The sequence below is a fragment of the Paraburkholderia metrosideri genome, from assembly GCF_904848625.1.
Lineage (GTDB): Bacteria > Pseudomonadota > Gammaproteobacteria > Burkholderiales > Burkholderiaceae > Paraburkholderia > Paraburkholderia metrosideri.
The window spans coordinates 393,715-417,151 of sequence record NZ_CAJHCP010000006.1 but is presented as its reverse complement, the minus strand read 5'-3'; the positions used below and the strand labels follow the sequence as shown (position 1 = coordinate 417,151).

The window sequence follows — 23,437 nt, the reverse complement described above, 5'->3', positions numbered from 1 at the left end:
ACGCCGTGATTCCCTCTACCGGCGCATCAGGCGCGATTCGTGCGGGATGCGCAATTCCCCCCATACCGGTTAAAGGAGAAGTTCAATGTCGACTCAGACCAAAGATCCGTTCGTGATGGACCTTAAAAAGATTCGCGAAGACGCCCGCAAGCATATGTCGGACGGTCCAGTGACGCAGAGCTACGGCGCGGATCGCGACACGGTACTGAAGTTGCTCAACGACTCGCTGGCGACGGAAATCGTCTGCGTGTTGCGCTATAAACGGCATCACTTCATGGCGAAGGGCATCAATTCCGAGGCAGTGGCAGCGGAGTTCCTCGAACACGCGAACGAGGAACAGGGTCACGCCGACAGCATCGCCGAACGCATCGTGCAACTCGGCGGCGAGCCGGATTTCGCGCCGGACAGTCTGGTGGCCCGCTCGCATTCCGAGTATCAGGAAGGCGAGAATCTGACGGACATGATCAAGGAAAACCTGATCGCCGAACGTATCGCCATCGACACCTACCGCGAGATCATTCGCTATATCGGCGAGAAGGATGTGACGACGCGTCGTCTGTTCGAAGAAATTCTCGCGGTCGAAGAAGAGCATGCCGACGACATGGCGGATCTGCTCGAAGGCCGCGAGTGACGACGATAGTCCGGACGGCGCGGCCAGTGCGGGCGGGTGTTGAAATTGATTCGCCTACCCTGGCATGCGTCGTCCGGTTCCGGGCTTTCCGGCTAACTCCAGGCCGGAGGTCATTACAATGTCTGCGCGGGAGCAATTCCTATCCTGAATCCATTGCACGGACACCAAACCGATGATTCGAGTGTTGATAGCTGACGACCATGCGATCGTCCGAGGCGGGTTCAAACAGTTCGTCGCCGACGAAGCGGATATGTGCGTCGCCGCTGAAGCCGCAACCGGCGACGAAACCATCAGCCTCGTGCGCGAGCAGGCGTTCGACGTGGTGTTGCTCGATATCGCGATGCCAGACAAGAACGGTATCGACACGTTGCGTGTGATCAAGCAGGTGCGTCCCGAACAAGGGGTGCTGATTCTGTCGGGTTATCCGGAGAGTCAGTATGCAATCAACCTGTTGCGCGCGGGCGCGAACGGCTATCTGAACAAGGATTGCGAGCCGGATGAAATCGTGCGGGCAATTCGCGCAGTGGCGCGCGGTCATCGGTATCTGTCCGAGGCGGTGGCCGACACGCTCGCCGACAATCTCGACAAACCTGCAGCGGGACGTCCGCATGAAGCGCTATCCGAACGCGAGTTCCAGATTTTCTGCAAGCTCGCGGCCGGCCAGATTCCCACCGACATTGCGGAGGAGTTGCATTTGTCCGTGAAGACGGTGAGTACTTACCGGGCTCGCGTACTTGAAAAGATGCGGTTGGCGAACAATGCCGATCTGACTTATTACGCGATCAAGAACGGCTTGATCGAATAATGAACGATCGAGAAATCCTGATGAACAGCGAATCGAGCACCGTTGACGAGCGAGCCAGCCATGCGCCGTTGCGCGTGCTGCTGATCGAGGATTCGCCGCTGATCCGCCGCAGCCTGGTGGAGGCGATCGATTCTTCCGGCTTGCTGCGGGTGGCCGCCTACGCGGATTCCGCCGAGCAGGCCATTGCGCTGTTGAACGACGAAGCGTTCGACGCCGTGATCGTCGATCTGCAACTGAAGGAAGGGTCTGGCGTGCCGGTGCTCGCTTATCTGCAGCGGGAAGGGCTGATCGATTCGGTGTTTGCCGCGGTGCTGACCAATCATGCGTTGCCCGCGTATCGCGAACGCTGCGAACAGTATGGCGTGCGCCACTTTTACGATAAATCGTTCGAATTCGACCGGGTGCTCGACGCGCTGCACGAGTATGCGTCAGCGCGAAGCGCACGCTGAGCGCTGCGCGGGCAGCGTCTGAGTGTCGTTCTCATTGTTCTCGTTGTGCCCGGCGCTCTACTGCGCGGCAACACGCGCCGGAAGCCGCAGATGATTCCACGCGGCCAATCCCGCGAACACCACACCCGCTGCACTCACACCCAGCCATCCGAACATCGGCCACACTACCGCGCCGACTCCCGAACCCAGCGCACCGCCGATGAAATACGCGACCATGTACACCGTATTCACGCGGCTGCGGGCGTCGGGCTTGAGTGCGTAAATGCGTGACTGATTGGAAATCTGCGCAGCCTGCACGCCGATATCGAGAATGATCACGCCGACCACCAGGCCCGCGATACTTTTCGCCGACACGCCGAACACGACAAACGAAACGGCCACTAGCGCGATCGACAGCGTGATGATCGCGCGCGGCCCGCGCTTGTCGGAAAACTTGCCGGCGAGCGGCGCGGCCATCGCGCCCGCTGCACCGACAATGCCGAACAACCCGGCGGCTTGCGGGCCGAGATGAAACGGGGCGCCTGCCAGCAACAACGCGAGCACCGACCAGAAAATGCTGAATGCGGCGAACATTGCCGCGCCGGTCAGCGACGCTTCACGCAGCGCGCGATGTTCGACAATCAGATGCCACATCGACACCATCAGCTTGCCGTAGGGCAGCGTCGAGGTCGGCTGGCTTTTCGGCAGACGCAGGATGATGACGACGGCCAGCACCAGCAACGCAATCACCGACGCGCCGAACACCGCGCGCCAGCCAAAATATTCAGCGATCACGCCCGACGCGGTCCGTGCCAGCAAAATGCCCAGCAGCAAACCGCTCATCACCATGCCGACCGCATGACCCCGTTCGGACGGCGGCGCGAGTTCGGCGGCGAACGGCACGGCCTGTTGCGCGATGGTGGCAAGCACGCCGATCGCGAGACTGGCCACGATCAGCACCACCAGCGTCGGCGCGGAGGCCGCGACGATCAGCGCGATGCACATGCCGACGATCTGCAGCAGGATCAGACGCCGCCGGTCGAAGCGGTCGCCCAGCGGAGCGAGCAGCAGCATGCCGGCCGCGTAGCCAAGCTGGGTGACGGCCGGCACCGCGCCGACCCACGACGCGCTGCTGGGAAACGACGAGCGGAAGTTATCCAGCAGCGGCTGGTTGTAATAAATGTTTGCGACCGACACACCGGCGATGGTGGCAAGCAGAAACAGCAGGCCGCGCAACGACCGGTCGGCGGAAGCGGGTGTGGAAGCGTCGGGAGTGGCCATGAGAAAGGGAGGATCGGTGGACCGGCCCATGCGCGGTCTCAAGCGTGCCGATCATACCGGAGCGGGGCGGTTCCTGCTGACGGTGGCCACGCCGGTGAGAAAGGGCACGTCATTATCAAATTGAGATATAGATTCGGCGTTAGTTCGTAGAATCGGCGCCCCCAACAGCACCGATCACGCGACCGACTTCATGAAATCGACTCCTCAAGGCGAATCACCGCCGATAGCCGGCGGCTTGCTGTTTGCGTTGCTCTGCGTGGCCGCATGGGCCGTGTTCACCGCGTTCACGGTACGCGAGCCGCTGAAGCTGATGCTCGAATGGGAGTTGCTGACGGTGTTCGTGCGTCCCGACACCCATGGCTGGTATCGCACGGTGATGACGCTGGTGGGGCTCGACGTCATGATCAGCGGGTTCATTGTGACGGGCGCAGGCTGGCTATCGCTGCTCGCGTCGCGCAAGGCGGCGTGCTTTATCGCGCAGGTGCAGGCATGGCTCCTGACGATCCTGGCAATGCGTGCCGGCGCGTATTGGCTCGGTGGTTATATGGCCGGCGTTATCGGCATCGGGATTTCTATACCGCTCGACAATCTCGTTCAGGCCGCGCTTGCCGCCGCGCTCGGGATACCGTATTTCCGCTGGTCCCGGCGCGTGCATCAGACGTTTGTGAACGCGTGATCAGGCACACCCGCGCTTCAGTCGATCAGATTGCCCTCGGGTTCGTAGAACGGGTAAGGACCATCTGCTGCGTCCACATACGCGTGATGCGTGACGATGCCGGTTACCGGATCGTAGCGATGCAGCGCATAAGCAGGCGGTTCCATCACGAATGCCGACGGCGCATCGTCGCGCAGATCGAGCCCCACCTGGTGCGCGGGCGACGGCACCGCAGACGCGATGGTGCCGCCAAAGCGGACGAACATCGGCCGATGCACGTGTCCGCAGATCACGCGTTCCACATTCGGATATCGGGCGATCAACGCGGCGAGTCGGTCGGCAGCGGCGGGGTCGAGCCGCAATTCGTCCATGTGTCCGATGCCGCATGCAAACGGCGGGTGATGCAAAGCGACGACCGTCGGCTTGCCTCGAGCCGCATCGAGTTGGGACGCGAGCCATGCGAGCCGCGTGTCGCACAGCGTGCCGGCGCTTTGGCCCGGCACCATCGAATCGAGCGCGATCACGCGTAGCGCGCCGACATCGACCGCGTATTGCACGAACTCACCGCCGCTGCGCAATTCCGCGCGATTGGGAAAAGCCGCGCGCAACGCGTGGCGTTCATCGTGATTGCCCACTAGCAAAAAGTACGGAATCTCGAGCGGTGCGAGCAGCGCTTTGAGATGCTCGTATTGCTCGGGATCGCCCTGATCGACGAGATCCCCGGTGATGATCACCGCGTCGGGGCGCGGTTCGAGCGCGTTGAGCGCAGCGACACAACGCGCGAGATACGGAGCGGTGTCGACGCGGCGATACGCGAGCGCGCCCGGCCGCTTGATATGCAGGTCGCTAATTTGAGCCAGCAGCATGGAGAGAATCCTTTTTATTGCGCGCTAAAACGCAGCGCAGCGTTTTTACAATAGCGCAATCAGCCCGTCCTGCACGATTGAAATGCCAACCAGTGTGCCGCGCGCCAGTTCGACACGGCCCGCCACGTCGATCAGCAACGCGTCGGGTGCGGCGCCGCCAATCGTCAGGCGGGTGCGCTCACCGAGAAACGCCGTGCTTTCAACCCAGCCGCGCAATTGCGCGCTAGCCGGATCGGCGAGCCATGCATCTTCGGGCCGGAAGAAAATTTCGTGTGACGATTGAGCGTGCGCGTCGGCACCGCGCGAGGGCAGCGGCACGGCGCCACCAGTGGTTTTCAGCAGGCCGTCGTGCAGGTCGCCCGCGAGCCGGTTGATCGTGCCGACGAACTGCGCGACGCTCCGGTTGGCGGGACGGTAATAGATGTCGCGCGGCGAACCGATCTGTTCGATACGACCCGCGCTCATCACGACGATGCGGTCACCCAGTTCCATCGCCTCGGCCTGATCGTGCGTGACGTACACCGTCGTAATGCCCAACTCGCGCAACAGCGCATTCATTTCGCTGCGTAACGTGTCGCGCAAACGTGCGTCGAGGGCTGTGAGGGGTTCATCGAGCAGCAACACGCGCGGCTGCACGGCAAGCGCGCGCGCCAACGCGACCCGTTGACGTTGACCACCGGAGAGTTGATCGACCGGTTTGTCGGCATGGGCGGTCAGACGCATCATGTCGAGCAATTCGTCGACACGTTGACGGGCGGTGTCAGCCGGCACGCGTTTGATCTTCAATCCATAACCGATGTTGCCGCGTACCGTCAGATTCGGAAACAGCGCGTAGCTTTGAAACACCATGCCGACCTGACGCTTTTCGATCGGCAACGCGGTGACATCGTCGTCACCGAAGGCGATGCGGCCGCCTGCGTCGGGTGTTTCGAGTCCGGCGATCATGCGCAGCGTCGTGGTCTTGCCGCAGCCGGACGGCCCGAGCAGGACCAGCGTTTCACCTGCATCGATCTTCAGATCGAGCGGTTCGAGCACCCGGGTGCCGCGAAACGTCTTCGCGCATTGCGTCAGCGTGATGGGAACAGAGGCGGGTTTCATGGCGTGTCGATGGAATTCGAAGAGGGCTTTTGCTTCGACGAAGCAGCCGCGGCGGCCGCACGCTTTTTCGTGGCGCTCCGCTGGCCGGTTGCATCGACGCCAAGCCACTGCATGGCGACGAGCAGGGGCATCGTCATGATGAAGAACAGGATCGTGTACGCACTGCCGATTTCAATGCGCAACGATGCGTACGTGTCGGCGAGACCGACTGGCAATGTCTTCGTGTCGGGCGTATGCAGCATCCACGTGAGATTGAATTCGCCGATGGAAAGCGTCACCACCGCCAACGCTCCGGCGACGATCCCCGGCCTGGCATTCGGCAGCACGATCGTCACGAAGCGCTGGAAGAAACTCGCGCCGAGACTCGCCGCGCCTTCTTCGAGCGTACGCAGATCGCTGCTTGCGCAAACCGCGGCGACCGCACGCACCATGAACGGCAACGTGAACACAACATGGCCGACGACGATGAACCACAGGCTCATCCGGAACCTCGTGAAGCCGCCGTACACCACCAGCAGCGCGAGCGCCGACGCCAGACCCGGCAGCGCGATCGGCAGCACCAGAAATTCTTCGATGATGCGCGACACGCGCGTCTTGCTGCGCGCGAGCACATAACCCGCGGGCACGCCGGTGAGCAGCGTGATCAACAGCGTCGCCGCCGCGACGTCGAGCGACAGAAACACCGAATCGTGATACTGCGTCCACACTTCGACGAGCCAGCGCAGTGTCAGTCCGCTGGACACGCCCTTGAAGTAGTTGACGGTCAGCCCGGCCATGATCGACATGATGACCGGCACGATCAGGAATGCGCACAGCAGCAACGTGACCAGCCATTGACCGGCAGCGAGCCATGCCCGCGTATCGGGCAGGCGGGAACGGGTGCGCGGTTTCATCGTTTCATGCAAGGAGGTGGGAATGGAATTCATCGTGTTGCTGTCATCCGGTGTGGACAGGCCGGGTGCCGGATTGCCAGACCGCCGGCCGCCGGTTCGTGAAGCATCGCTCATGCACTGGCCGCCACCGCCGAACCGCTCACACTGCGCGCGAATGCGAGGACGGCCCACGTGACGATGCCGAGCACGATCGACAAACCCGCAGCGGTTGCCATATTCGCGTTGAGGGTGAACTCGGTGTAGATGGTCATCGGCAGCACGTCGATGTCGGTGGCGAGCGTGAATGCGGTGCCGAATGCGCCCATCGCCGTCGCGAAGCACACCGCGCCCGCCGCGATCAGACCGGGCGAAAGCGCGGGCAACACGATGTCGCGCGTGATACGCCACGGCGATGCGCCGAGCGAACGCGCGGCTTCTTCGAGCGACGCATCGAGTTTGGTTGCCGACGCCATCACGGTGACGATCACGCGAGGAATCGAGAAGTACAGATAGCCGAGAAAGAGCCCGCTCATCGAATACGCGAACACCCAACGATCCCCGGTGAGTTTCAGCGACAACGCGCCGATCAACCCCTGCCGTCCCGCCAGCATGATCACCATGAAGCCGACCACGACACCGGGAAACGCGAGTGGAAAGGTCAGCAACGCGAGCAGCGTGCGCTTGAGCGGGAACTCGCGGCGTGCAAGCAGCAAGCCGGCGATGACCGAGAGCACTAAGGTCGTCGCCGTGACCGCCGCGGACAACACGACCGTCGCGCCAAGACTCGACATGTAGCGGGGATTCGTCAGCAGCGCGCGATAGGTGGCAAAGCCGTGGCCAGCGCCGCTGATCTGCGCGAGCGCGCCCATCGGCAGCAGCCAGAACGCGATGAAAACCACTAGCGCCGGTGCGATCAACGCAATGCGCCAGCGCAGTGGGAACGTGATGTCGTTCAATGCATCACCTGTAGATAACGCTCGCCGAAGCTCGACTGCTTCTCGGCCATCTTGCCGAAGTCGACCGGTTTCGCGCGTGCATAGTCGCTGGCTGGCAGGAATTTCGCGGCGGTGGCGGCGCTCATCGCATTCGCCCGCACGGGACGCAAGTACGCTTCGGCCCACAGTTTCTGACCTGCGTCGGACAGCACGAAGTCGAGTACCTTCTTGCCGTTCGCTTCATGCGGCGCGCCCTTCACGAGGCTCATCACGTACGGCACCGAGATCGTGCCTTCCTGCGGAATCACGAATTCCACATTTGCGTGATCGTTGTATTTCGCGCGATAGGCGTCGAAGTCGTAATCGAGCAAAATCGGAATTTCACCGGACATCACGCGCGCGTACGCAGTCTGTTTCGGCACGATCGGTGCATTGGCCTTCAGCTTGCGAAACCAGTCGAGGCCCGGCGCGAAGTTATCGAGCGTGCCGCCCAGCGCCTGATTCACGGCGACCGCGCCCGCATAGCCGACAAACGCGCTGGACGGATCCAGATAACCGATCATGCCTTTGTATTCAGGCTTCAGCAGATCCGCCCATGAACGCGGCACCGGCTTGCCTTCGAGCGCATCCTTGTTGACGAAAAAACCCAGCGTGCCCGAGTGGATCGTGAACCAGTAGCCTTGCGGGTCCTTCATGTTCGCGGGAATGTCGTCCCAATGAGCGGGCTTGTACGGCTGGATCACACCCTTGTCTTTCGCCTGGAACGCCGACGACACACCGAGGTACACCACGTCCGCGACCGGGCTCTTCTGCTCGGCCATCAGTTGCGCAATCGACTGCCCGGAGTTCTTGTTGTCGAACGGCACGCGAATGCCGGTCTTCTGCTGAATGGCCTTGATCTGGCTCGCCCAGTCGGCCCACTCGGGCGGGCAGTTGTAGCAGATCGCGGTTTCGTCGGCGTGTGCTGCTTGCGGTGTGATGACCGTTAGCGCGGCCGTCACGAGTATGCCTGCCGATAGCGCCGCGCGGGTGGCGCGGACGAGCCGTTGCCATAACGGTCGGGATGACGAATCGAAGCGTGAAGAGGAGCGGATCACTGCAGGTCTCCTGAAGAGGAAGAGAGCGGGTGGTTCGAAGGGTGGGGTCACCTGATGGCCGATTGCACGCGGGACTTCCATTCGCGGCCAGCGTGGCCGGCGCGAGTCACGCCACATTGCGCGCGTACGGCTCCGCGGCGCTGACGTGGGTCGGCGATACCGACGTTTCACCGCGATTCGACATCGCCGCGATGGTGGCGCCCTCGCGCACGCTGTGCGGCAGCGTCAGGGCGAGCGAGGTTTCACCGAGCGCCTCGTAATTGCCGCTGACGCGCGCCAGCAGACGCCGCCATGCCGCGCAGCCAATCTCGCGATTCGGCGCGCAGATGCTCGCGAGTGGCGGCGACAGAAGCTCGCCCATGGCGAGACCGTCGAAGCCGAGAATCGACATGTCGTGCGGAATCTGCAGACGCGCGCGACGCAGGCCGCGCATCACGACCATCGCTAGCAGGTCGTTGCTGCAGAAAAGGGCGGTAGGGCGATTCGGGCCGCTGGTCAGATGCGCGAGTACCGCGGGCGACAGTTCCGCCGCGTTGAAATCGACTTCGAGCGCCGGCGCGGGCGTGAGGCCGGCTTGCTGCATGGCCTGCGTATAGCCCAGATGCCGCTGGCGGGCGCGGTCCGACGCGGCCAGCGTGCCGGCGAGCATCAGAATGCGGCGATGGCCATGGGCGATCAACTGACGTACCCCGTCGTAGGCGGCGAGCCGGTTGTCCACGGAGACCGACGGACGACGCACCGTGTCGTTGTGCATCAGCACGTAGAGCAGACCGGCGCGATCGAGATCGTCGAGTAGCGGATGCGTGTCGGCATCGGCAACGGTCAGGATCAGACCTTCGACGCGTTGTTCGCGCAGCGTCTCGATGGCATGGCGCTCGCGCTCCGCGTCGTACTGGGTGGTCATCAGCATCAGCCGGTAGCCTTGCGCGGACGCGAGTTCGTCGATGCCCTGCAGGCATTCCGCGAACACCGGGTTGGCCAGCGTCGGCAGGATCACGCCGATCAGACGCGTGCGCTCGCCGCGCAACTGCCGGCCGAGCGGGCTGGGGCGGAAATTCAGCGCGTCGATGGACTGGCGCACCTTGTCGAGCGTGACAGGGTTCACGGTGTGCGGGGCGTTGATCGCGCGCGACACCGTGGCGATGGAAAAGCCCGCATGGGCGGCGACATCTTTGATCGTCGGGATCATGGTTTCCGCTCCGGCTGTGAAAGTCGTTGTAAACGTTTTCGTGAGCGGATTATCGGGAAGCTCTGTGACTTCCAGATGACTCCTGGGCGGGTCTTGTTTGTGTCGTGAGAAACGGCAGGAAGGAGAGGAACTGGCGGTGGGCCACACCAGTTTGGTGCGTCCGCCGGGCAGTGGTAGAATTCGCGACCACGCGCAATTGCGACCCCTGCCGGGGTGATGAAATTGGTAAACATAGCGGACTTAAAATCCGCCGCCTTACGGCTTGCCGGTTCAAGTCCGGTCCCCGGCACCAGGTTCCCGTTGCCTACTGGATGGCGGTGCATGGCGTTGCATGGCGTCGGAACCACAGCGAAAACCCGCATCAGACGCGTCTGAGCGGGTTTTTTATTGGCGGATCGGCTCGCGCGCCACGCCAGTCCCGGGCTGCAAACGGGCTGCAAACGGCCGGCGTCGGGCCGCCCGGATCAGTGTATAAATCCCTTATCTGCCTGTCGCAAACCCATCCCACGGAGAACTCATGCCCACCGAAAAATCGAAGCGCGCACGCCTTGCCGCTGAAAGCCTGTTCGGGGATCCACCCGGCGCGACGACGGGCAGCACGGGTAGCAGGGGCAACCGAACCAGCACGTCGGCCAGCCGTCCGTCGAACCCGTTCGGTGACGATCCGTTCAAAGGGTCGACCAGCCATTCCCCATTCGACGACGAACTCGTCAAGCTGCCGCCGGAAATCGAACTGCCGCCAGGCTATGAAGATGCCGCAGCCATGCGCGACGCATTGGCCCGCATCTGGCGCATGGACTGGATCAAGATCGGCAGCAACGAGTGCGTGGTGAGACTGCCGGTCGGCTGGCGCGCGGACAAGTCGGTGGACGGCGTGCTGCGCATCGAGCGCGGCGGCGTGGTGCGGGCGGAAGGGCGGCTCGTTGAAGGCGCCGCGTTGCAGATCCTGCCGCGCTACTATCTGAAGGCCGAATTTCACGATTCGGACGATCACTGCCGGATCGTCGTCCGCGATCGCGCGAGTAAAAATGCGGTGCTCAAGGACTCGTTCTGGGACACCCGCAGCGGCCCGAATCATCCGCAGTGGAAGCTCGTTTCCGACTGGCTCGACAAGAAATTTCCCGACCACCGCGATCCGCTGCGGTATTGGGAAGATTGCCTCGTTTAATCATGTCGCACCTGAAATACCTGACCGGCTATCCGGCGCCTTTGCAGGAGAAGGTGAGGAAACTCATCGCCGACGAGCAACTGGGTTCTTACCTGTCTTCGAAATATCCGCGCACGCATGACGTGCAAACGGATCGTGCGCTGTACACGTATTGCGCGGAGTTGAAGCGCGAACACCTTCGCAGCGCGGAGCAGATCGACAAGGTCACATACGACAGCAAGCTCGACGTAGTTCGCCATGCGCTAGGGCTGCACACGAGTATTTCCCGCGTACAGGGCGGCAAGCTGAAGGCGAAGAAGGAAATCCGCATTGCGTCGCTATTCAAAGGCGCGGCGCCGGAGTTTCTGAAGATGATCGTGGTGCACGAACTCGCGCATCTGAAGGAAAGCGATCACAACAAGGCTTTCTACCGGCTCTGCGAGTTCATGCAGCCGGGCTACCATCAGATTGAATTCGATCTGCGTCTTTATCTGACGCATCGCGATTTGACGAAGAGTCAGGGTTGAACGTCATGCGCGTCAGGTTTGCGATGCGACGCGCATGACCGAAAAAACCGCTATATGTCAGGCCGCCATCGCCTGAACCGCCGACGCTTTCAACAACACCGGAATCGATTTGGACGTCGGCGTGCCCGCGCCGTCGGCGACCGAAGAGAGCGGCACCAGCGGATTCGTTTCCGGATAATAAGCCCCCAGACAACCGCGCGGAATGTCGTATTCGACCAGCAGAAAACCATCGGCGCGACGCTCGACACCGTCGGCCCATACGCTGGTGATATCCACCCACTGTCCGGCGGCAAAACCCAGCATGGCCAGATCGTCCTTATTCGCGAACAGCACCCGGCGTTGACCGTAGACGCCGCGATAACGGTCGTCGAGCCCATAAATCGTCGTGTTGTACTGATCGTGTGAGCGCGTGGTCATCAGCGTCATCAGCCGCTCGCCATGTTCCTTGCGCGCCTGATGAATCGGCGTGTCGACAGCAATCGCGTGAACCATGAATTGCGCTTTGCCGGTCGGCGTTTTCCAGACCCGATCGCGCGACGCGACGCCGAGATGAAAACCGCCAGGATTTTTCAACCGTTCGTTGTAGTTCTGGAAGCCGTCGAGTACTTTTTCGATGCCGTCGCGAATCAGCGAATAATCCGCAGCCTGAGCGAGCCAGTCCACTTTTGCGCTGCCGAGCGTCGCGTGCGCCATGCGCGCGACGATAGCGATTTCCGACAACAGGTTCTCCGACGCCGGCTTGTTCATCCCGTACGAGATATGCACCATGCTCATCGAATCCTCGACGGTCACGCCTTGCGCGACGCCGTTCTGCAAATCGATTTCGGTGCGGCCGAGGGTCGGCAGGATCAGCGCGTCGCGGCCATGAATCAGGTGGCTGCGGTTCAGCTTGGTCGTGATATGCACGGTCAGATCGCATGACCGCATGGCTTCCCACGTGCGCGGCGTGTCAGGCGTCGCAATCGAAAAATTGCCGCCCAGACCGATGAACACCTTCACCTTGCCTTCGAGCATCGCGTGAATCGTTTCGACCACGTCGAATCCGTGTTCGCGCGGCGGCTCGAAATCGTAGGCCTGGCCGAGGCGGTCGAGAAACGCCTGGGTCGGCTTTTCCTCGATACCGACGGTGCGGTCGCCCTGCACGTTCGAGTGTCCGCGCACCGGGCACAGACCGGCGCCACGGCGGCCGATATTGCCGCGCATCATCATCAGGTTCGACAGCAGTTGCACGGTGGCCACCGAATTCTTGTGCTGGGTGATGCCCATGCCCCACGTCGAAATCACGGCGCGGCCTTTCACGTAGATGTCGGCGAGCTTCAGCACCTCGTCGAACGGCACACCGGCTTCGGCGACGATGGTGTCCCAGTTCTCGGCGCGCAGGTCGTCGGCGAACGCGTCGAAGCCGACCGTGTGTTCGGCGATGAAGCCGACGTCGAGCACGCGCTCGAGCCCGGAGGCGAGCGCTTCGTCATCGAGCTCGATCACGCGTTTGGCGACGCCTTTGATCAACGCGAAATCGCCGCCGATCTTCGGGCGGATAAACACGGAGCTGATTTTCGTGCTGCCCATCGTCAGCATTTCGACCGGATGCTGCGGGCTCGCAAAGCGCTCGAGGCCGCGCTCTTTCAGCGGATTGATCGACACGATAGTCGCGCCACGCTTCGCGCATTCGCGCAATTCACCCAGCATCCGCGGATGATTGGTGGCGGGATTCTGCCCGAAGATCAGCAGCGTATCGGCGTGTTCGAAGTCGTCGAGCGTCACCGTGCCCTTGCCGATGCCGACCGTGCCCGGCAAGCCGCGGCTGGTGGCTTCATGGCACATGTTCGAGCAGTCGGGGAAGTTGTTGGTGCCGTACATGCGCACGAACAACTGGTACAGGAACGCGGCTTCGTTGCTGGCGCGGCCGGACGTGTAGAACGCGGCGCGGTCGGGGTCGTCCAGTTGTTTCAGATGGCGTGCAATCAGATCGAATGCTTCGTCCCAGCCGATCGGCACATAGCGGTCACGCAACGCGTCATAGACCAGCGGGTCGGTCAGGCGGCCGTGCTGTTCCAGCTCGAAGTCCGACTGCGCCATCAGTTGTTCGACCGTGTGCTGCTCGAAGAACGCGGGGGTCACGCGCTTGCTGGTCGCTTCGGCGGCGACGGCCTTGACGCCGTTCTCGCAGAACTCGAAGGTCGACGCATGCTCGCGGTCCGGCCACGCGCAGCCGGGGCAGTCGAAGCCGTTCGGCTGGTTCTGCTTGAGCAGCGTGCGGTAGTTGCCGCCCGTGACCTTTTCCTTGATCAGGTTGATGGCGACGTACTTCAGCGCCCCCCAGCCCGCAGCAGGGTGTGTGTACGGTTCGATACGAGCGTCAGGTTTCTTCATGATGATGCCGCCGGAGACGGTCTGGACGAGGCTTGATAGCCAATACCTGCCAGCCTACTGTGTTCCAATTGTTGCGCTGCATACAGAAAACTGGAAAACGGAGGGGTACAGTTGTTCGATTTGGGCATACACTGGCACTCCAAACCACGCGCTGCCCGAGCCAGGTCCTTGAAACTGTACGAAAAACTCGCCGACGAGATGACCGAAGCCGTGCGCCGCGGCGTGTTCGCGTCGGGCGAGCGGATTCCTTCGGTGCGCCAGGCAAGCCAGCAGTACGGCGTCAGCATCAAGACGGTGCTGCACGCGTACGCGTTGCTGGAAAGCCGGGGGATTGTCGAAAGCCGTCCGCAATCCGGCTATTTCGTGCGCGACGCGGCGGCGAAGGCGCTCGCGCCCGATGCCTCGCCGGCCGCTGGCGGTAAGCGGGCGCGCGAGGCGCCGCCAGTGGCGGCTACCGTGGACGTGAGCCGGCTGGTGCTGTCCACGCTGCGCAGCATTCGCGCGCACGACGCCGTGCCGTTCGGCTCGCCGTATCCCGATCCGTCGCTGTTCCCGTGGCGGCGCATCAACCAGTACGCGAATGCGATTGCGCGACGCCACGCAAGCTGGAACCTGATCGACGATTTGCCGCCGGGCAACCCGGAGTTGATCCGGCAGATTGCACGGCGCTATGCCGAGAACGGCGTGCCGGTCGATCCCGATGAAATCATCATCACGCTCGGCGCCACGGAGGCGATCAACCTCAGCCTGCAGGCGGTCGCCAAGCCTGGCGATACGGTGGCGGTCGAGTCGCCGACCTATTACGCGATGCTGCACGCGATCGAGCGCCTCGGCATGCGCGCGATCGAAGTGACGACGCATCCGGTCCACGGTATCGATATCGACGCGCTCGCCCAGGTAATCGCGAAGCAGAAGATCGCCGCCTGCATGGTGATGCCGAACTTCCAGAATCCGCTCGGTTTCCAGATGCCCGACGAGCGCAAGCGTCAACTGGTCGAACTGCTCGCGGCCCATGAGATTCCGGCGATTGAGAACGATGTGTATCAGGAGTTGTATTACGGCGAGACCCGGCCGTCGACGCTGAAGAACTTCGACACTCAGGGTCTGGTGCTGCACTGTGCGTCGTTTTCGAAAAGCCTGACCGCGTCGTACCGGATCGGCTGGGCGATGCCGGGACGCTACCGCGCGCAGGTCGAGAAGCTGAAGTTCCTGAATACGCTGACTACGCCTTCGGTGCCGCAGGTCGCGGTCGCTGATTATTTGCGGCAGGATGGTTACGATCGTCACTTGCGGCATGTGCGCAAGGTGTATCGGCAGCAGGCCAACATCATGATGGCGCTGGTGCAGCGGTTCTTTCCGGTCGGCACGCGGATGTCGGCCCCGCAGGGTGGTTATGTTTTATGGGTGGAGTTGCCGCGGCGCATCGATTCGATGCAGCTTTATCAGGCGGCGCTCGCGCGCAGCATCACGGTTGGGCCGGGGATGATGTTTTCGGCGCGAAACGATTACCGTCATTTTATTCGGCTTAACTACAGCTACCCGTGGACGGCGCAAAGCGAGGCGGCGCTGAAGACCCTGGGCGAGCTGGTCACGCAGATGGCGTGACGCAACACGAGGAGACGCACCTATGGAAGACGATGACATCGACCCGGTTCTGGTTGCCATCCTGGCGCAGCTCTGGCGTGCGCATCAGCAGACGCCGGGCGGCACGTGGTCGCTCGCGAAGCTGTCGAAGCAGGCAGGCGTGCCGATGAGCGGCCTGCGGCGGCAGTTGACGGCGCTGGTCGACAATGGCTTCGTGGAAACCTCGTTCAACGAGGAAGGCACCGGGTCCGCGCGCTTGAGCGAGATTGGCGAGGAACTGTGCGCGGAACTGTTCGGCAGCGATGAGGCCGAGGGCGGCGGCGAGACCCAGCCGCCGCCGAGTCTTCACTGACCCGCGGCGGCACGGCAAGGCCCCGTCGCCGTGCCGCATCCGCGGACTGCCAGGCGTTGCCGGCCTCAGGCTGGCGTCGCCCAAACCGGCGTCAAAGCTGGCTCATGCCGCCGTCCGCGATGATCTCCGTGCCGACGATAAACGCCGATTCCGGCGCCGACAGATGCAGCACGGTCGACGCAATTTCGTCCGGCGTGCCGAAGCGGCCGACCGGCACTTGCTGAAGAATCTGCGCAGCGGTGGCTTCGAGTTGCGCAGCGTCGAGCCCGAGCTTGCCATACAACGGCGTCTGAACCGGACCTGGGCTAACCACGTTGACCCGCACGCCTCGCGGCAGCAATTCCGCCGACAGCGTCTTCGCCAGCGAAATCACCGCGGCCTTGCTCGCCGCATACACCGACGACGACGGCATGCCGATATGCGCGTTGATCGAGCCATTGATCACGATCGACGCGCCCTTGTTCAGCAGCGGCAGCAGCGCCTGAATCTGGAAGTACGCGCCCTTGACGTTGGTGTTGAAGGTCGCGTCCCAGAAGGCTTCATCCACATCGGCGAACGCCGCGAATTTTGCGGTGCCTGCATTGACGAACACCGCGTCGAGGCGGATGCCGGCCGCGCCGATCGCCGCTGCCAGTTCGCGGGCCGCCGCGACCGAACCGGCGTCGTTGCGCACGGCGATCGCATCAGCGCCGAGTGCGGCCCGTGCGGTGTCGAGCGCATCCGCATCGCGTCCGGTGATGACGACGCGTGCACCTTCGCTGGCGAACGCTTTGGCTGCTGCAAAGCCGATACCGCTGCTGCCGCCGGTGACGAGAACCGATTTCCCTTGGAAGCGAGTCATTTTGTTTCTCCGAAAGAGTGTTGCGGGTTGGTGATTGCGATAGTGCGCTTCGCCGGCACGCTTGCCGTACCACTTTTCCGATGTACATGTTCGAAGTTATCGAACATGTTTGCTGGCCCTCCCGTAAGCCGTCTGCGACATACCAAAATACGCGATTCGTTATGGGTGGGATAACGAATAACATTTTTTCCGCTGAAATTGGTCTTCGAATATGGCCCCCATGCTGGAGGCTTGCTCCGGGTGTTCCGCGAACCCCGTGCAGGCTTCTTCAACCCACTTCGGAGAGTCCATGAAAACAAAGCTGGCGCGTGCATTGAATCGTTCATTGCGCATCAAAACCGTCCGTACCGTGCTCGCCGCTGCGCTTGGCGCAAGCGTTGGCGCGTCTCTCGCGTTCAGCGCCACGGCGGCAGCGGCGGCGACCACGCAGCCGGTCGGCATCGCCTTCGTGTACCTCGGCAATCCGGGCGACGCCGGTTGGACCTATGCGCACGAGCAGGGCGTCAAGGAAGTCGAGGCGAAGTTCGGCGACAGGATCAAGGTCACACGCGTCGAGAACGTGCCGGAATCGGCAGATTCGGAGCGCGTGTTCCGCGATCTGGCCGCCAAAGGCAACAAGATCGTGGTGGGATCGAGTTTCGGCTTCCAGGACTTCGAACTGAAGGTCGCGAAGGATTTCCCGGACACCGTGTTCGAACACGCCACCGGCTACAAGAAAGCGCCGAACTTCGCCACTTATGATGTGCGCACCTATCAAAGCGCCTATCTCGCCGGCCTGGTTGCCGGCTATACGACCAAATCGAACACGCTGGGCTTTGTCGGCTCCGTGCCGGTGCCGGAAGTGGTGCGCAACATCAACGCATTCACGATGGGCGCGCGCTCGGTCAATCCGAACGTGCACGTGAAGGTGGTGTGGATCAACAGCTGGTTCGATCCGGGCCGTGAAAAGCAGGCCGCTGAAACGCTGATTGGCCAGGGCGCGGACGTGCTGATCCAGAACACCGATTCGACCGCGACGATGCAGACCGCCGAGCAGAAGAAGGTGCACGCATTCGGCTGGGATTCCGACATGAAGAAGTTCGGCCCGAATGCGCAACTGGGTGCGTGCGTGAGTAACTGGGGGGTGTATTACACGCATCTGGTGCAGCAGGTTATGGCGAATTCGTGGAACAACACGCCGGTGTGGTGGGGGCTGAAGGAGAATGCAATCGATCTCGCCGACATCAACACGCAGGCGGTTTCGCCTGCGGCGCAGAAGGCGCTGAGCCAGAAGCGCGATGACATCATCGCCGGCAAGTTCGATCCGTTTGCCGGTCCGATCTCCGATCAGTCGGGCGCGGTGAAGGTTGCGGCCGGCAAGTCGTTGAGCGATGCTGACCTGTCGCGCCTGAACTGGTTTGTGCAAGGCGTGGATGGCTCGCTGCCGAAGTAAGCGCGTCACCGCGTCATTAAAGGAGATCGCCCGTGAGTCTGACCGTTTCGAACGACGCCGCCGACGCCAGCGCGGCGCCGGCCTACCCGCCGCAAGGATTGACGCCGACGCCCGCCCAGATCGTCCGGCATTTACGCCATTCGAGCCGGGTGGCCGAGCGGGCGACCTTGCTCGGTCATCATCCGTTTGGCGCGGTGCTGGTTGGGCCCGACCAGGAAACCGTGCTGATGGAGCAGGGTAACGTCGATACGGTCAATCACGCCGAATCGGTGCTGGCTCGCGTGGCGGCGCTGAACTTCACGCCGGAGTACTTGTGGAGTTGCACGCTGTACACGTCGGTCGAGCCTTGCTGCATGTGCGCCGGCACGATGTATTGGGCGAACATCGGGCGAGTCGTGTTCGGGATGACCGAGAAGCGTTTGCTGGAAGCCACCGGCGATCATTCGGAGAATCCGACGATGAGCGTGGATTGCCGGTACGTGTTCGATCATTGCCAGAAGACGGTCGAGGTGATCGGCCCGGTCGCGGAAGTGGAGTCCGAGGTCATGGAGGTTCAGCGGCGGTTCTGGACTAGCCGATAAAGTGGTTTTGTGCGGCCGCGCTTTGGAGACGCGGCCGCTCTCCTCCTGATGCTTCCACGCAATGCGACGGGTATGACGGCAGCGTCGGCGATCCAGACCGTAACGGCGTCTTGACGCAGACGCAGACGCAGACGCAGACGCACTCGCACTCGCACTCGCACTCGCACTCGCACCCATCGCGTGGCGAGACATGCGCGCCATGCGTTGCCGCGCCACCGTCATATCGACGTCGCGCGACCGCCTTTCACGTCACTGCGACGCTTCCACCTGAGCTTGCGTCGACGGCTGTCCCAACGTGGCGACACCGCAAAACCAGTCGCCATCACGCGGCTGATATTTCCATTGATTCCCACCCGCTCTGAGCACCGTAGAGCACTGATCATTGACGATCAATCCTGGGTTCGCAGCCGTGCATTGAAGCAGCGCTGTTTCAATCGGATGGGCTATTGCCAGTGACGGTTTGCGCTGAGTGGCCAACGCCACGGAAGCAGACGGCGTAACCGGCTGCGCCTCTGGCTCACCCGTCTGCATCGTTTCAATCAAGCGTTGCAATTCGTCGATTCGTGTCGCGTACCACGTCCCCAGGCACGCCGCATCGCGGCAGTTCTCCTCGCGCCACGCCCACTTGCTATCGCTATCGTTGAGAAAGGCACGACGGTTGATGACTCGGCGACGTGCTTTCCAGTAAAGTTGCCCCAATGTGTCGTCGAGTTTCGAGAGCGCGGGGTCGTTGCAGATCATTTTTTCGGTGAGCGAATGTCCTCGATTGCAATCGAAGCTGGTGGCATGGGCGGCCAGATGCGTAAGCATCAAACCGGCGATCAGGAGTGGACGAAAGACTTTCATGGCGGTCCCGGTAGTGCAAGGGTTTCAATGCCATGGATGATCGCCGTATTGGCGCCGCGCAGACGCCCGAAAAACACCTGACTTCGGGCAGGTTGTTACCAGATCTTGCCGCGCACGGGGGGCGGCGCAGCAGACCACGACACCAGGGGAAACATTGACCGACGCTTTCAGGCATGCAGCGTGCAACCGGAGCACGATGAAGTGTGTGCGTGGGCGGAAGCCCTGGATTCACCGGCGTGTGAATCGTCATCGACATACTCCGGACTTACTTCGAACTACTAGTCAGCATGCACGCAGGCCGTCAGATCGAATGCGGCCTTTGAAACGGGAGAAAGAATGCAACAACACCTGGTTCGATGTCTTTATGTGGCAGCCGGTTTGCTCGCGCTGCCCGCTGTCGCCAGCGCCCAGTCGCAGGCTTATACCAACAGCGTTGTCAATGTGCGGGCCGGTCCGGCTTCGGATTACCCGATCGTGCAGCAACTGCCGGCCGGCGTGCCGGTGTCGGTCATGGGCTGTCTCAACAACTATCAGTGGTGCGACGTCGCTGGCCCGAATCTGCGCGGCTGGGTTTATGCGGCGCGGCTCAGTTCTCCGTATCAAGGCAACAACGTCCCGTTGATGACCTATGGCGGCATGCTCGGACTGCCAATCCTCGCCTTTTCGATCAACGACTACTGGGGTAACTATTATCGCGGCCGGCCCTGGTATAACCAGCAGTCGCGCTGGTCGCACCATCCGCCGCCCCCGCCGCCGCGAGCTGGCGCGGGGCGGCCGCCGGGTGGCGGATACCCGGGTGGTCATCCGCCGCCGGGTGGGCATCCGGGGTATGGCGGTGGACATCCGCCGGGGAATGGCGGGGGGCGTCCGCCGGGTCCGCCACCGGGGAATGCAGGTGGCCGTCCGCCGGGTGGTCCGCCACCGGGGAACGCGGGGGGCCGTCCGCCGGGTGGTCAGCCGCCGGGGAATGCGGGGGGCCGTCCGCCGGGTGGTCAGCCGCCGGGGAATGCGGGGGGCCGTCCGCCGGGTGGTCAGCCGCCGGGGAACGCAGGTGGCCGTCCGCCGGGTGGTCAGCCGCCGGGGAACGCAGGTGGTCGCCCACCGGGTGGTCAGCCGCCGGGGAACGCAGGTGGTCGCCCACCGGGTGGTCAGCCGCCAGGGAATGCCGGCGGTGGTCGCCCACCGGGAGGCGAGGACCATGGCGGTGGTCGTCCGCCCGGAGGCGGAGACCATGGTGGCGGTCGTCCGCCCGGAGGTGGGGGGCAAGGCGGTGGCGGCAATCATCCTCAGGGAGGTCAAGGGGGAGGCTAACGCCCGCCCGTCGGGAAGTTGAATCCGTGAGCCCGGACGGCCGACAAGGCCGTCCGGAGCAAGTCCGACCCGCGCAAACGCTTGCCTATCACAAGCCACCAGTCGTCTGTCATGCATCTAGAATATTCTTCACCGGAATAGCGTAAACCCCGGTGTGCCACGTACACTAACTTGCCGATGTTGGGTTGGGGGGCGCACAAATGAATCGCGATGCGACATCAGATGGCACGATAGATGGCACGATGAAAGCGACGCCTGAGGGTATGCGCTACGGGCAGCATCTCGCCGAAGAGGTGCTGGCGTCGGAGCGCAGTGTGTTGCGGTTGATTACCCGCAACACGCCGTTGCCTGAGCTGCTCGACGAAGTCTGCCGGCGCGCGGAAGCGTTGCTGGGCGTTGGCGCATCCTGTTCGATCCTGCTGGTCGACGCCGACGGCATGCACGCCAAAGTCGGCGGCGCACCGTCGCTGCCGCCGCACTTCAGCGCCCGCGTCAACGGCCTCCTGATTGGTCCGCGATCGGGCTCCTGCGGCACCGCGATGTACGAGCGCCGTCTGGTCGTCGTCGACGATATCGAAACCGATCCATTGTGGGCCGATTACCGGGAACCGGCGCTGTCAGTCGGCTTGCGCGCGTGCTGGTCGGTGCCGTTCGAGAACGATGCCGGTGTGGTGCTCGGCGCATTCGCGGTCTACTACCGCACCACGCGCCGTCCCAGCCTCGAAGAAGAAGCGATGTTGCGCGACATCGGCAACAGCGTCGGTCTTGCGGTTCATCAGGACGCCATCGCGCAGCGTCTCGCACATAGCGAAGAGCATCACCGGCTGGTGGTCGATCATCTGCGCGAAGGCATCGTCGTGCAGTCGCGCAGCGGCTTGGTTCTGGCCTGCAATCCGAGCGCGCAACGCATGTTGCGGGCCACTCCACAGATCGTCGGCCGCAGTATCGACACGGTGATGACGCGCGTGTTTCAGGAAGACGGCACGCTGGTGAAGGAAAGCGATCGCCCGACCGCGCTGGTGCTGGCATCGGGCAAACCGATGCTCGGCGTCACCGTCGGGCTGGAGTTGATCGCCGGCGATATCGTGTGGATCACCGAGAATGTCGTGCCGATCATCCGGCCTGGCGACACCGAACCGGAATCCGTACTGATTTCGTTCTCCGATATCGGCCCGGTACGCGAAGCGCAACGGCAACTCAAATTTCTGGCTACGCGCGACTCGCTCACCGGCCTCTACAATCGCGCCTATCTGACGGAGCGCATGCGCGAGATGGTCGAGCCCGGCCGGCTGGACAATCTCGGCGATCTGGTCAGCGTCGCGGTGTTGTTCGTCGATCTCGACGGCTTCAAGAAGGTCAACGACACCGCCGGTCACGAGGCCGGCGACGCGTTGCTATGCCGGGTCGCGGACCGGCTCTCCGCGTGCATCGGTCGCGAAGACACGCTCGCGCGCGTGGGCGGCGACGAGTTCGTGATAGTCAACAGCAACTACGAAAACACCGGCCATCTGATCGGCCTCGCGCATCGCGTTCTGGACATGATTTCGGTGCCGTTCGCCGTGGCGGGCAACGAGTACTACCTCGGGGCGTCGATCGGCATCAGCCTGTTTCCCGACGACGGTCACGATGTCGCCACGCTGCTGCGCAATGCGGACGCGGCGATGTATCACGCGAAGCAGCGCGGCCGGAACAACTTCCAGTTCTTCACCGCCGAGCTGAACCAGCATCTGCAACGCCGCTTTAACATCGAGCAGTCGCTGCGCCGCGCGCTTGCCGCCAACGAGCTGAGCCTGGTCTACCAGCCGATCGTCGACAGTCAGGACGGCCGGACCATCGGCGCGGAAGCGCTGCTGCGCTGGTACAACAGCGAGCTGGGCAACGTGTCGCCGGCGGAGTTCATTCCGGTGGCCGAAGACGCCGGTCTGATCATCGAGATCGGCGACTGGGTGCTGGCGCGAGCCTGTCAGCAGGTCGCGCAATGGCGGCGCACGCTGGCGCCGCATCTGATCGTCGCCGTGAATCTGTCGCCACGGCAATTCAATGACGGGCTGCTCGCGCGGGTCGAACGTTGTCTCAAACAATCCGGGCTCGAACCGGTAGCGCTCGAACTGGAGATCACCGAACGCCTGCTGATGAGCGACAGCGAATCCGTGCTCCCCATGCTGGCCGCGCTGAGCGCGATGGGCGTGCGCATTTCCGTCGACGACTTCGGCACCGGCTATTCATCGCTGTCGTATCTGAAGCGCTTTCCGCTGCATAACCTGAAGATCGACCGTTCGTTTGTCGCAGGTTTGCCCGATCACCGGGATTCGATTGCGATTACGCAGGCGGTGGTCGCCATGGCGCACTCGCTGGGCATGAACGTCACGGCGGAAGGCGTCGAGACGGCCGAGCAGGCCGCCTTTCTAAGGTCGATTGCCTGCGACAAGCAACAAGGCTATCTGTACAGCCGCCCGGTTGGGGCGAGCGCCTATGCACGCAGTTTGTGCGATGCGCAGATGGGCATGGCCGACGCGGGCTAGCCCCGGCCATCTGCTGGCAAGCGTTGCGCAGCAGCGCTTCCGCGCAGATTGCGCGGTCTGATTG

At 62.8% G+C, this 23,437-nt stretch carries 22 protein-coding genes and 1 tRNA gene; 13 read left to right on the top strand and 10 right to left on the bottom strand.

The window, feature by feature from the left end:
• Window positions 1-85: 85 nt before the first annotated feature.
• From LMG28727_RS15530 to LMG28727_RS15520, 3 genes are all read left to right on the top strand, one after another.
• A complete protein-coding gene (locus LMG28727_RS15530; protein ID WP_201643212.1) occupies window positions 86-631 on the top strand; it encodes a ferritin-like domain-containing protein in 546 nt (181 codons plus the stop codon).
• A 172-nt stretch (window positions 632-803) separates the two neighbouring features.
• On the top strand, window positions 804-1,436 hold the full coding sequence (locus tag LMG28727_RS15525; RefSeq protein ID WP_201643211.1) for a response regulator: 633 nt from the start codon (window positions 804-806) through the stop codon (window positions 1,434-1,436).
• Window positions 1,436-1,885 (top strand): response regulator, encoded by a 450-nt coding sequence (locus tag LMG28727_RS15520; RefSeq protein WP_236591923.1) that lies wholly within the window; start codon window positions 1,436-1,438, stop codon window positions 1,883-1,885. The genes LMG28727_RS15525 and LMG28727_RS15520 overlap by 1 nt, the downstream gene beginning before the upstream one ends.
• A gap of 57 nt (window positions 1,886-1,942) precedes the next feature.
• On the opposite strand, the gene LMG28727_RS15515 is transcribed toward LMG28727_RS15520, so the two are convergent.
• Window positions 1,943-3,145, bottom strand: coding sequence for an MFS transporter (locus LMG28727_RS15515; protein WP_201643210.1), 1,203 nt, complete (start codon window positions 3,143-3,145; stop codon window positions 1,943-1,945).
• 190 nt (window positions 3,146-3,335) lie between these two features.
• Between LMG28727_RS15515 and LMG28727_RS15510 the strand changes: the two genes are divergently transcribed.
• Complete coding sequence (locus LMG28727_RS15510) at window positions 3,336-3,821, top strand: DUF2569 family protein (RefSeq protein ID WP_201643209.1); 486 nt, start codon at window positions 3,336-3,338, stop codon at window positions 3,819-3,821.
• A 17-nt stretch (window positions 3,822-3,838) separates the two neighbouring features.
• On the opposite strand, the gene LMG28727_RS15505 is transcribed toward LMG28727_RS15510, so the two are convergent.
• The 6 genes from LMG28727_RS15505 to LMG28727_RS15480 all read right to left on the bottom strand — a co-directional run bounded on the left by LMG28727_RS15505 (window position 3,839) and on the right by LMG28727_RS15480 (window position 9,857).
• Window positions 3,839-4,666: a phosphodiesterase gene (locus LMG28727_RS15505; protein WP_201643208.1), complete on the bottom strand. Its 828-nt coding sequence runs from the start codon at window positions 4,664-4,666 to the stop codon at window positions 3,839-3,841.
• Window positions 4,667-4,711: 45 nt separating this feature from the next.
• A complete protein-coding gene (locus tag LMG28727_RS15500; RefSeq protein WP_201643207.1) occupies window positions 4,712-5,764 on the bottom strand; it encodes an ABC transporter ATP-binding protein in 1,053 nt (350 codons plus the stop codon).
• A complete protein-coding gene (locus LMG28727_RS15495; protein WP_201643313.1) occupies window positions 5,761-6,690 on the bottom strand; it encodes an ABC transporter permease in 930 nt (309 codons plus the stop codon). Before LMG28727_RS15495 ends, LMG28727_RS15500 begins: the two co-directional genes overlap by 4 nt.
• 77 nt (window positions 6,691-6,767) lie before the next feature.
• On the bottom strand, window positions 6,768-7,592 hold the full coding sequence (locus LMG28727_RS15490) for an ABC transporter permease (protein ID WP_201643206.1): 825 nt from the start codon (window positions 7,590-7,592) through the stop codon (window positions 6,768-6,770).
• Window positions 7,589-8,668, bottom strand: coding sequence for an ABC transporter substrate-binding protein (locus LMG28727_RS15485; RefSeq protein WP_201643205.1), 1,080 nt, complete (start codon window positions 8,666-8,668; stop codon window positions 7,589-7,591). Before LMG28727_RS15485 ends, LMG28727_RS15490 begins: the two co-directional genes overlap by 4 nt.
• Window positions 8,669-8,774: 106 nt before the next feature.
• Window positions 8,775-9,857, bottom strand: coding sequence for a LacI family DNA-binding transcriptional regulator (locus LMG28727_RS15480; protein ID WP_201643204.1), 1,083 nt, complete (start codon window positions 9,855-9,857; stop codon window positions 8,775-8,777).
• A gap of 207 nt (window positions 9,858-10,064) precedes the next feature.
• Here LMG28727_RS15480 and LMG28727_RS15475 point away from each other — a divergent pair.
• From LMG28727_RS15475 to LMG28727_RS15465, 3 genes are all read left to right on the top strand, one after another.
• Window positions 10,065-10,149 (top strand) — tRNA-Leu (locus LMG28727_RS15475).
• A gap of 225 nt (window positions 10,150-10,374) precedes the next feature.
• Window positions 10,375-11,025 carry a hypothetical protein gene (locus LMG28727_RS15470; protein ID WP_201643203.1) on the top strand — a complete coding sequence of 217 codons (651 nt, stop codon included), beginning with the start codon at window positions 10,375-10,377 and terminating at the stop codon, window positions 11,023-11,025.
• A 2-nt stretch (window positions 11,026-11,027) separates the two neighbouring features.
• The gene (locus LMG28727_RS15465) at window positions 11,028-11,531 is read left to right on the top strand and encodes a M48 metallopeptidase family protein (RefSeq protein WP_201643202.1); all 504 of its coding nucleotides are present in this window, start codon (window positions 11,028-11,030) and stop codon (window positions 11,529-11,531) included.
• Window positions 11,532-11,588: 57 nt separating this feature from the next.
• Here LMG28727_RS15465 and LMG28727_RS15460 read toward each other — a convergent pair whose 3' ends face one another.
• Window positions 11,589-13,904, bottom strand: a complete 2,316-nt coding sequence (locus tag LMG28727_RS15460; RefSeq protein ID WP_201643201.1) for an FdhF/YdeP family oxidoreductase — start codon at window positions 13,902-13,904, stop codon at window positions 11,589-11,591.
• A gap of 168 nt (window positions 13,905-14,072) precedes the next feature.
• Here LMG28727_RS15460 and LMG28727_RS15455 point away from each other — a divergent pair, with 168 nt between their 5' ends.
• Window positions 14,073-15,509 (top strand): aminotransferase-like domain-containing protein, encoded by a 1,437-nt coding sequence (locus LMG28727_RS15455; RefSeq protein WP_201643200.1) that lies wholly within the window; start codon window positions 14,073-14,075, stop codon window positions 15,507-15,509.
• Window positions 15,510-15,531: 22 nt separating this feature from the next.
• Entirely contained in the window at window positions 15,532-15,840 is a 309-nt protein-coding gene (locus tag LMG28727_RS15450) for a helix-turn-helix domain-containing protein (protein WP_201643199.1), read from the top strand.
• 91 nt (window positions 15,841-15,931) lie between these two features.
• Here the strand turns inward: LMG28727_RS15450 and LMG28727_RS15445 are convergent, their stop codons facing one another.
• Complete coding sequence (locus tag LMG28727_RS15445) at window positions 15,932-16,681, bottom strand: SDR family oxidoreductase (RefSeq protein ID WP_201643198.1); 750 nt, start codon at window positions 16,679-16,681, stop codon at window positions 15,932-15,934.
• A gap of 289 nt (window positions 16,682-16,970) precedes the next feature.
• Here LMG28727_RS15445 and LMG28727_RS15440 point away from each other — a divergent pair, with 289 nt between their 5' ends.
• Window positions 16,971-18,113 carry a BMP family ABC transporter substrate-binding protein gene (locus LMG28727_RS15440; protein WP_201643197.1) on the top strand — a complete coding sequence of 381 codons (1,143 nt, stop codon included), beginning with the start codon at window positions 16,971-16,973 and terminating at the stop codon, window positions 18,111-18,113.
• 32 nt (window positions 18,114-18,145) lie between these two features.
• The gene (locus LMG28727_RS15435) at window positions 18,146-18,694 is read left to right on the top strand and encodes a nucleoside deaminase (protein WP_201643196.1); all 549 of its coding nucleotides are present in this window, start codon (window positions 18,146-18,148) and stop codon (window positions 18,692-18,694) included.
• 249 nt (window positions 18,695-18,943) lie between these two features.
• On the opposite strand, the gene LMG28727_RS15430 is transcribed toward LMG28727_RS15435, so the two are convergent.
• On the bottom strand, window positions 18,944-19,540 hold the full coding sequence (locus LMG28727_RS15430) for a lysozyme inhibitor LprI family protein (RefSeq protein WP_201643195.1): 597 nt from the start codon (window positions 19,538-19,540) through the stop codon (window positions 18,944-18,946).
• Between the two features lie 336 nt (window positions 19,541-19,876).
• On the opposite strand from LMG28727_RS15430, the gene LMG28727_RS15425 reads away from it, so the two are divergent.
• Both LMG28727_RS15425 and LMG28727_RS15420 read left to right on the top strand, forming a co-directional pair.
• Window positions 19,877-20,851, top strand: coding sequence for an SH3 domain-containing protein (locus LMG28727_RS15425; protein ID WP_201643194.1), 975 nt, complete (start codon window positions 19,877-19,879; stop codon window positions 20,849-20,851).
• A 200-nt stretch (window positions 20,852-21,051) separates the two neighbouring features.
• The gene (locus LMG28727_RS15420) at window positions 21,052-23,373 is read left to right on the top strand and encodes a putative bifunctional diguanylate cyclase/phosphodiesterase (protein WP_201643193.1); all 2,322 of its coding nucleotides are present in this window, start codon (window positions 21,052-21,054) and stop codon (window positions 23,371-23,373) included.
• Window positions 23,374-23,437 lie beyond the last annotated feature (64 nt).

Excerpts from the sequence above, each read along its gene's own strand:
- LMG28727_RS15445 (WP_201643198.1), bottom strand. The coding sequence starts at position 16,681 with ATGACTCGCTTCCAAGGGAAATCGGTTCTCGTCACCGGCGGCAGCAGC.
- LMG28727_RS15515 (WP_201643210.1), bottom strand. The coding sequence starts at position 3,145 with ATGGCCACTCCCGACGCTTCCACACCCGCTTCCGCCGACCGGTCGTTG.
- LMG28727_RS15430 (WP_201643195.1), bottom strand. The coding sequence starts at position 19,540 with ATGAAAGTCTTTCGTCCACTCCTGATCGCCGGTTTGATGCTTACGCAT.
- LMG28727_RS15425 (WP_201643194.1), top strand. The coding sequence starts at position 19,877 with ATGCAACAACACCTGGTTCGATGTCTTTATGTGGCAGCCGGTTTGCTC.
- LMG28727_RS15510 (WP_201643209.1), top strand. The coding sequence starts at position 3,336 with ATGAAATCGACTCCTCAAGGCGAATCACCGCCGATAGCCGGCGGCTTG.
- LMG28727_RS15525 (WP_201643211.1), top strand. The coding sequence starts at position 804 with ATGATTCGAGTGTTGATAGCTGACGACCATGCGATCGTCCGAGGCGGG.
- LMG28727_RS15450 (WP_201643199.1), top strand. The coding sequence starts at position 15,532 with ATGGAAGACGATGACATCGACCCGGTTCTGGTTGCCATCCTGGCGCAG.
- LMG28727_RS15480 (WP_201643204.1), bottom strand. The coding sequence starts at position 9,857 with ATGATCCCGACGATCAAAGATGTCGCCGCCCATGCGGGCTTTTCCATC.
- LMG28727_RS15465 (WP_201643202.1), top strand. The coding sequence starts at position 11,028 with ATGTCGCACCTGAAATACCTGACCGGCTATCCGGCGCCTTTGCAGGAG.
- LMG28727_RS15500 (WP_201643207.1), bottom strand. The coding sequence starts at position 5,764 with ATGAAACCCGCCTCTGTTCCCATCACGCTGACGCAATGCGCGAAGACG.
- LMG28727_RS15495 (WP_201643313.1), bottom strand. The coding sequence starts at position 6,690 with ATGAATTCCATTCCCACCTCCTTGCATGAAACGATGAAACCGCGCACC.
- LMG28727_RS15505 (WP_201643208.1), bottom strand. The coding sequence starts at position 4,666 with ATGCTGCTGGCTCAAATTAGCGACCTGCATATCAAGCGGCCGGGCGCG.
- LMG28727_RS15530 (WP_201643212.1), top strand. The coding sequence starts at position 86 with ATGTCGACTCAGACCAAAGATCCGTTCGTGATGGACCTTAAAAAGATT.
- LMG28727_RS15470 (WP_201643203.1), top strand. The coding sequence starts at position 10,375 with ATGCCCACCGAAAAATCGAAGCGCGCACGCCTTGCCGCTGAAAGCCTG.
- LMG28727_RS15460 (WP_201643201.1), bottom strand. The coding sequence starts at position 13,904 with ATGAAGAAACCTGACGCTCGTATCGAACCGTACACACACCCTGCTGCG.
- LMG28727_RS15420 (WP_201643193.1), top strand. The coding sequence starts at position 21,052 with ATGAATCGCGATGCGACATCAGATGGCACGATAGATGGCACGATGAAA.
- LMG28727_RS15440 (WP_201643197.1), top strand. The coding sequence starts at position 16,971 with ATGAAAACAAAGCTGGCGCGTGCATTGAATCGTTCATTGCGCATCAAA.
- LMG28727_RS15520 (WP_236591923.1), top strand. The coding sequence starts at position 1,436 with ATGAACGATCGAGAAATCCTGATGAACAGCGAATCGAGCACCGTTGAC.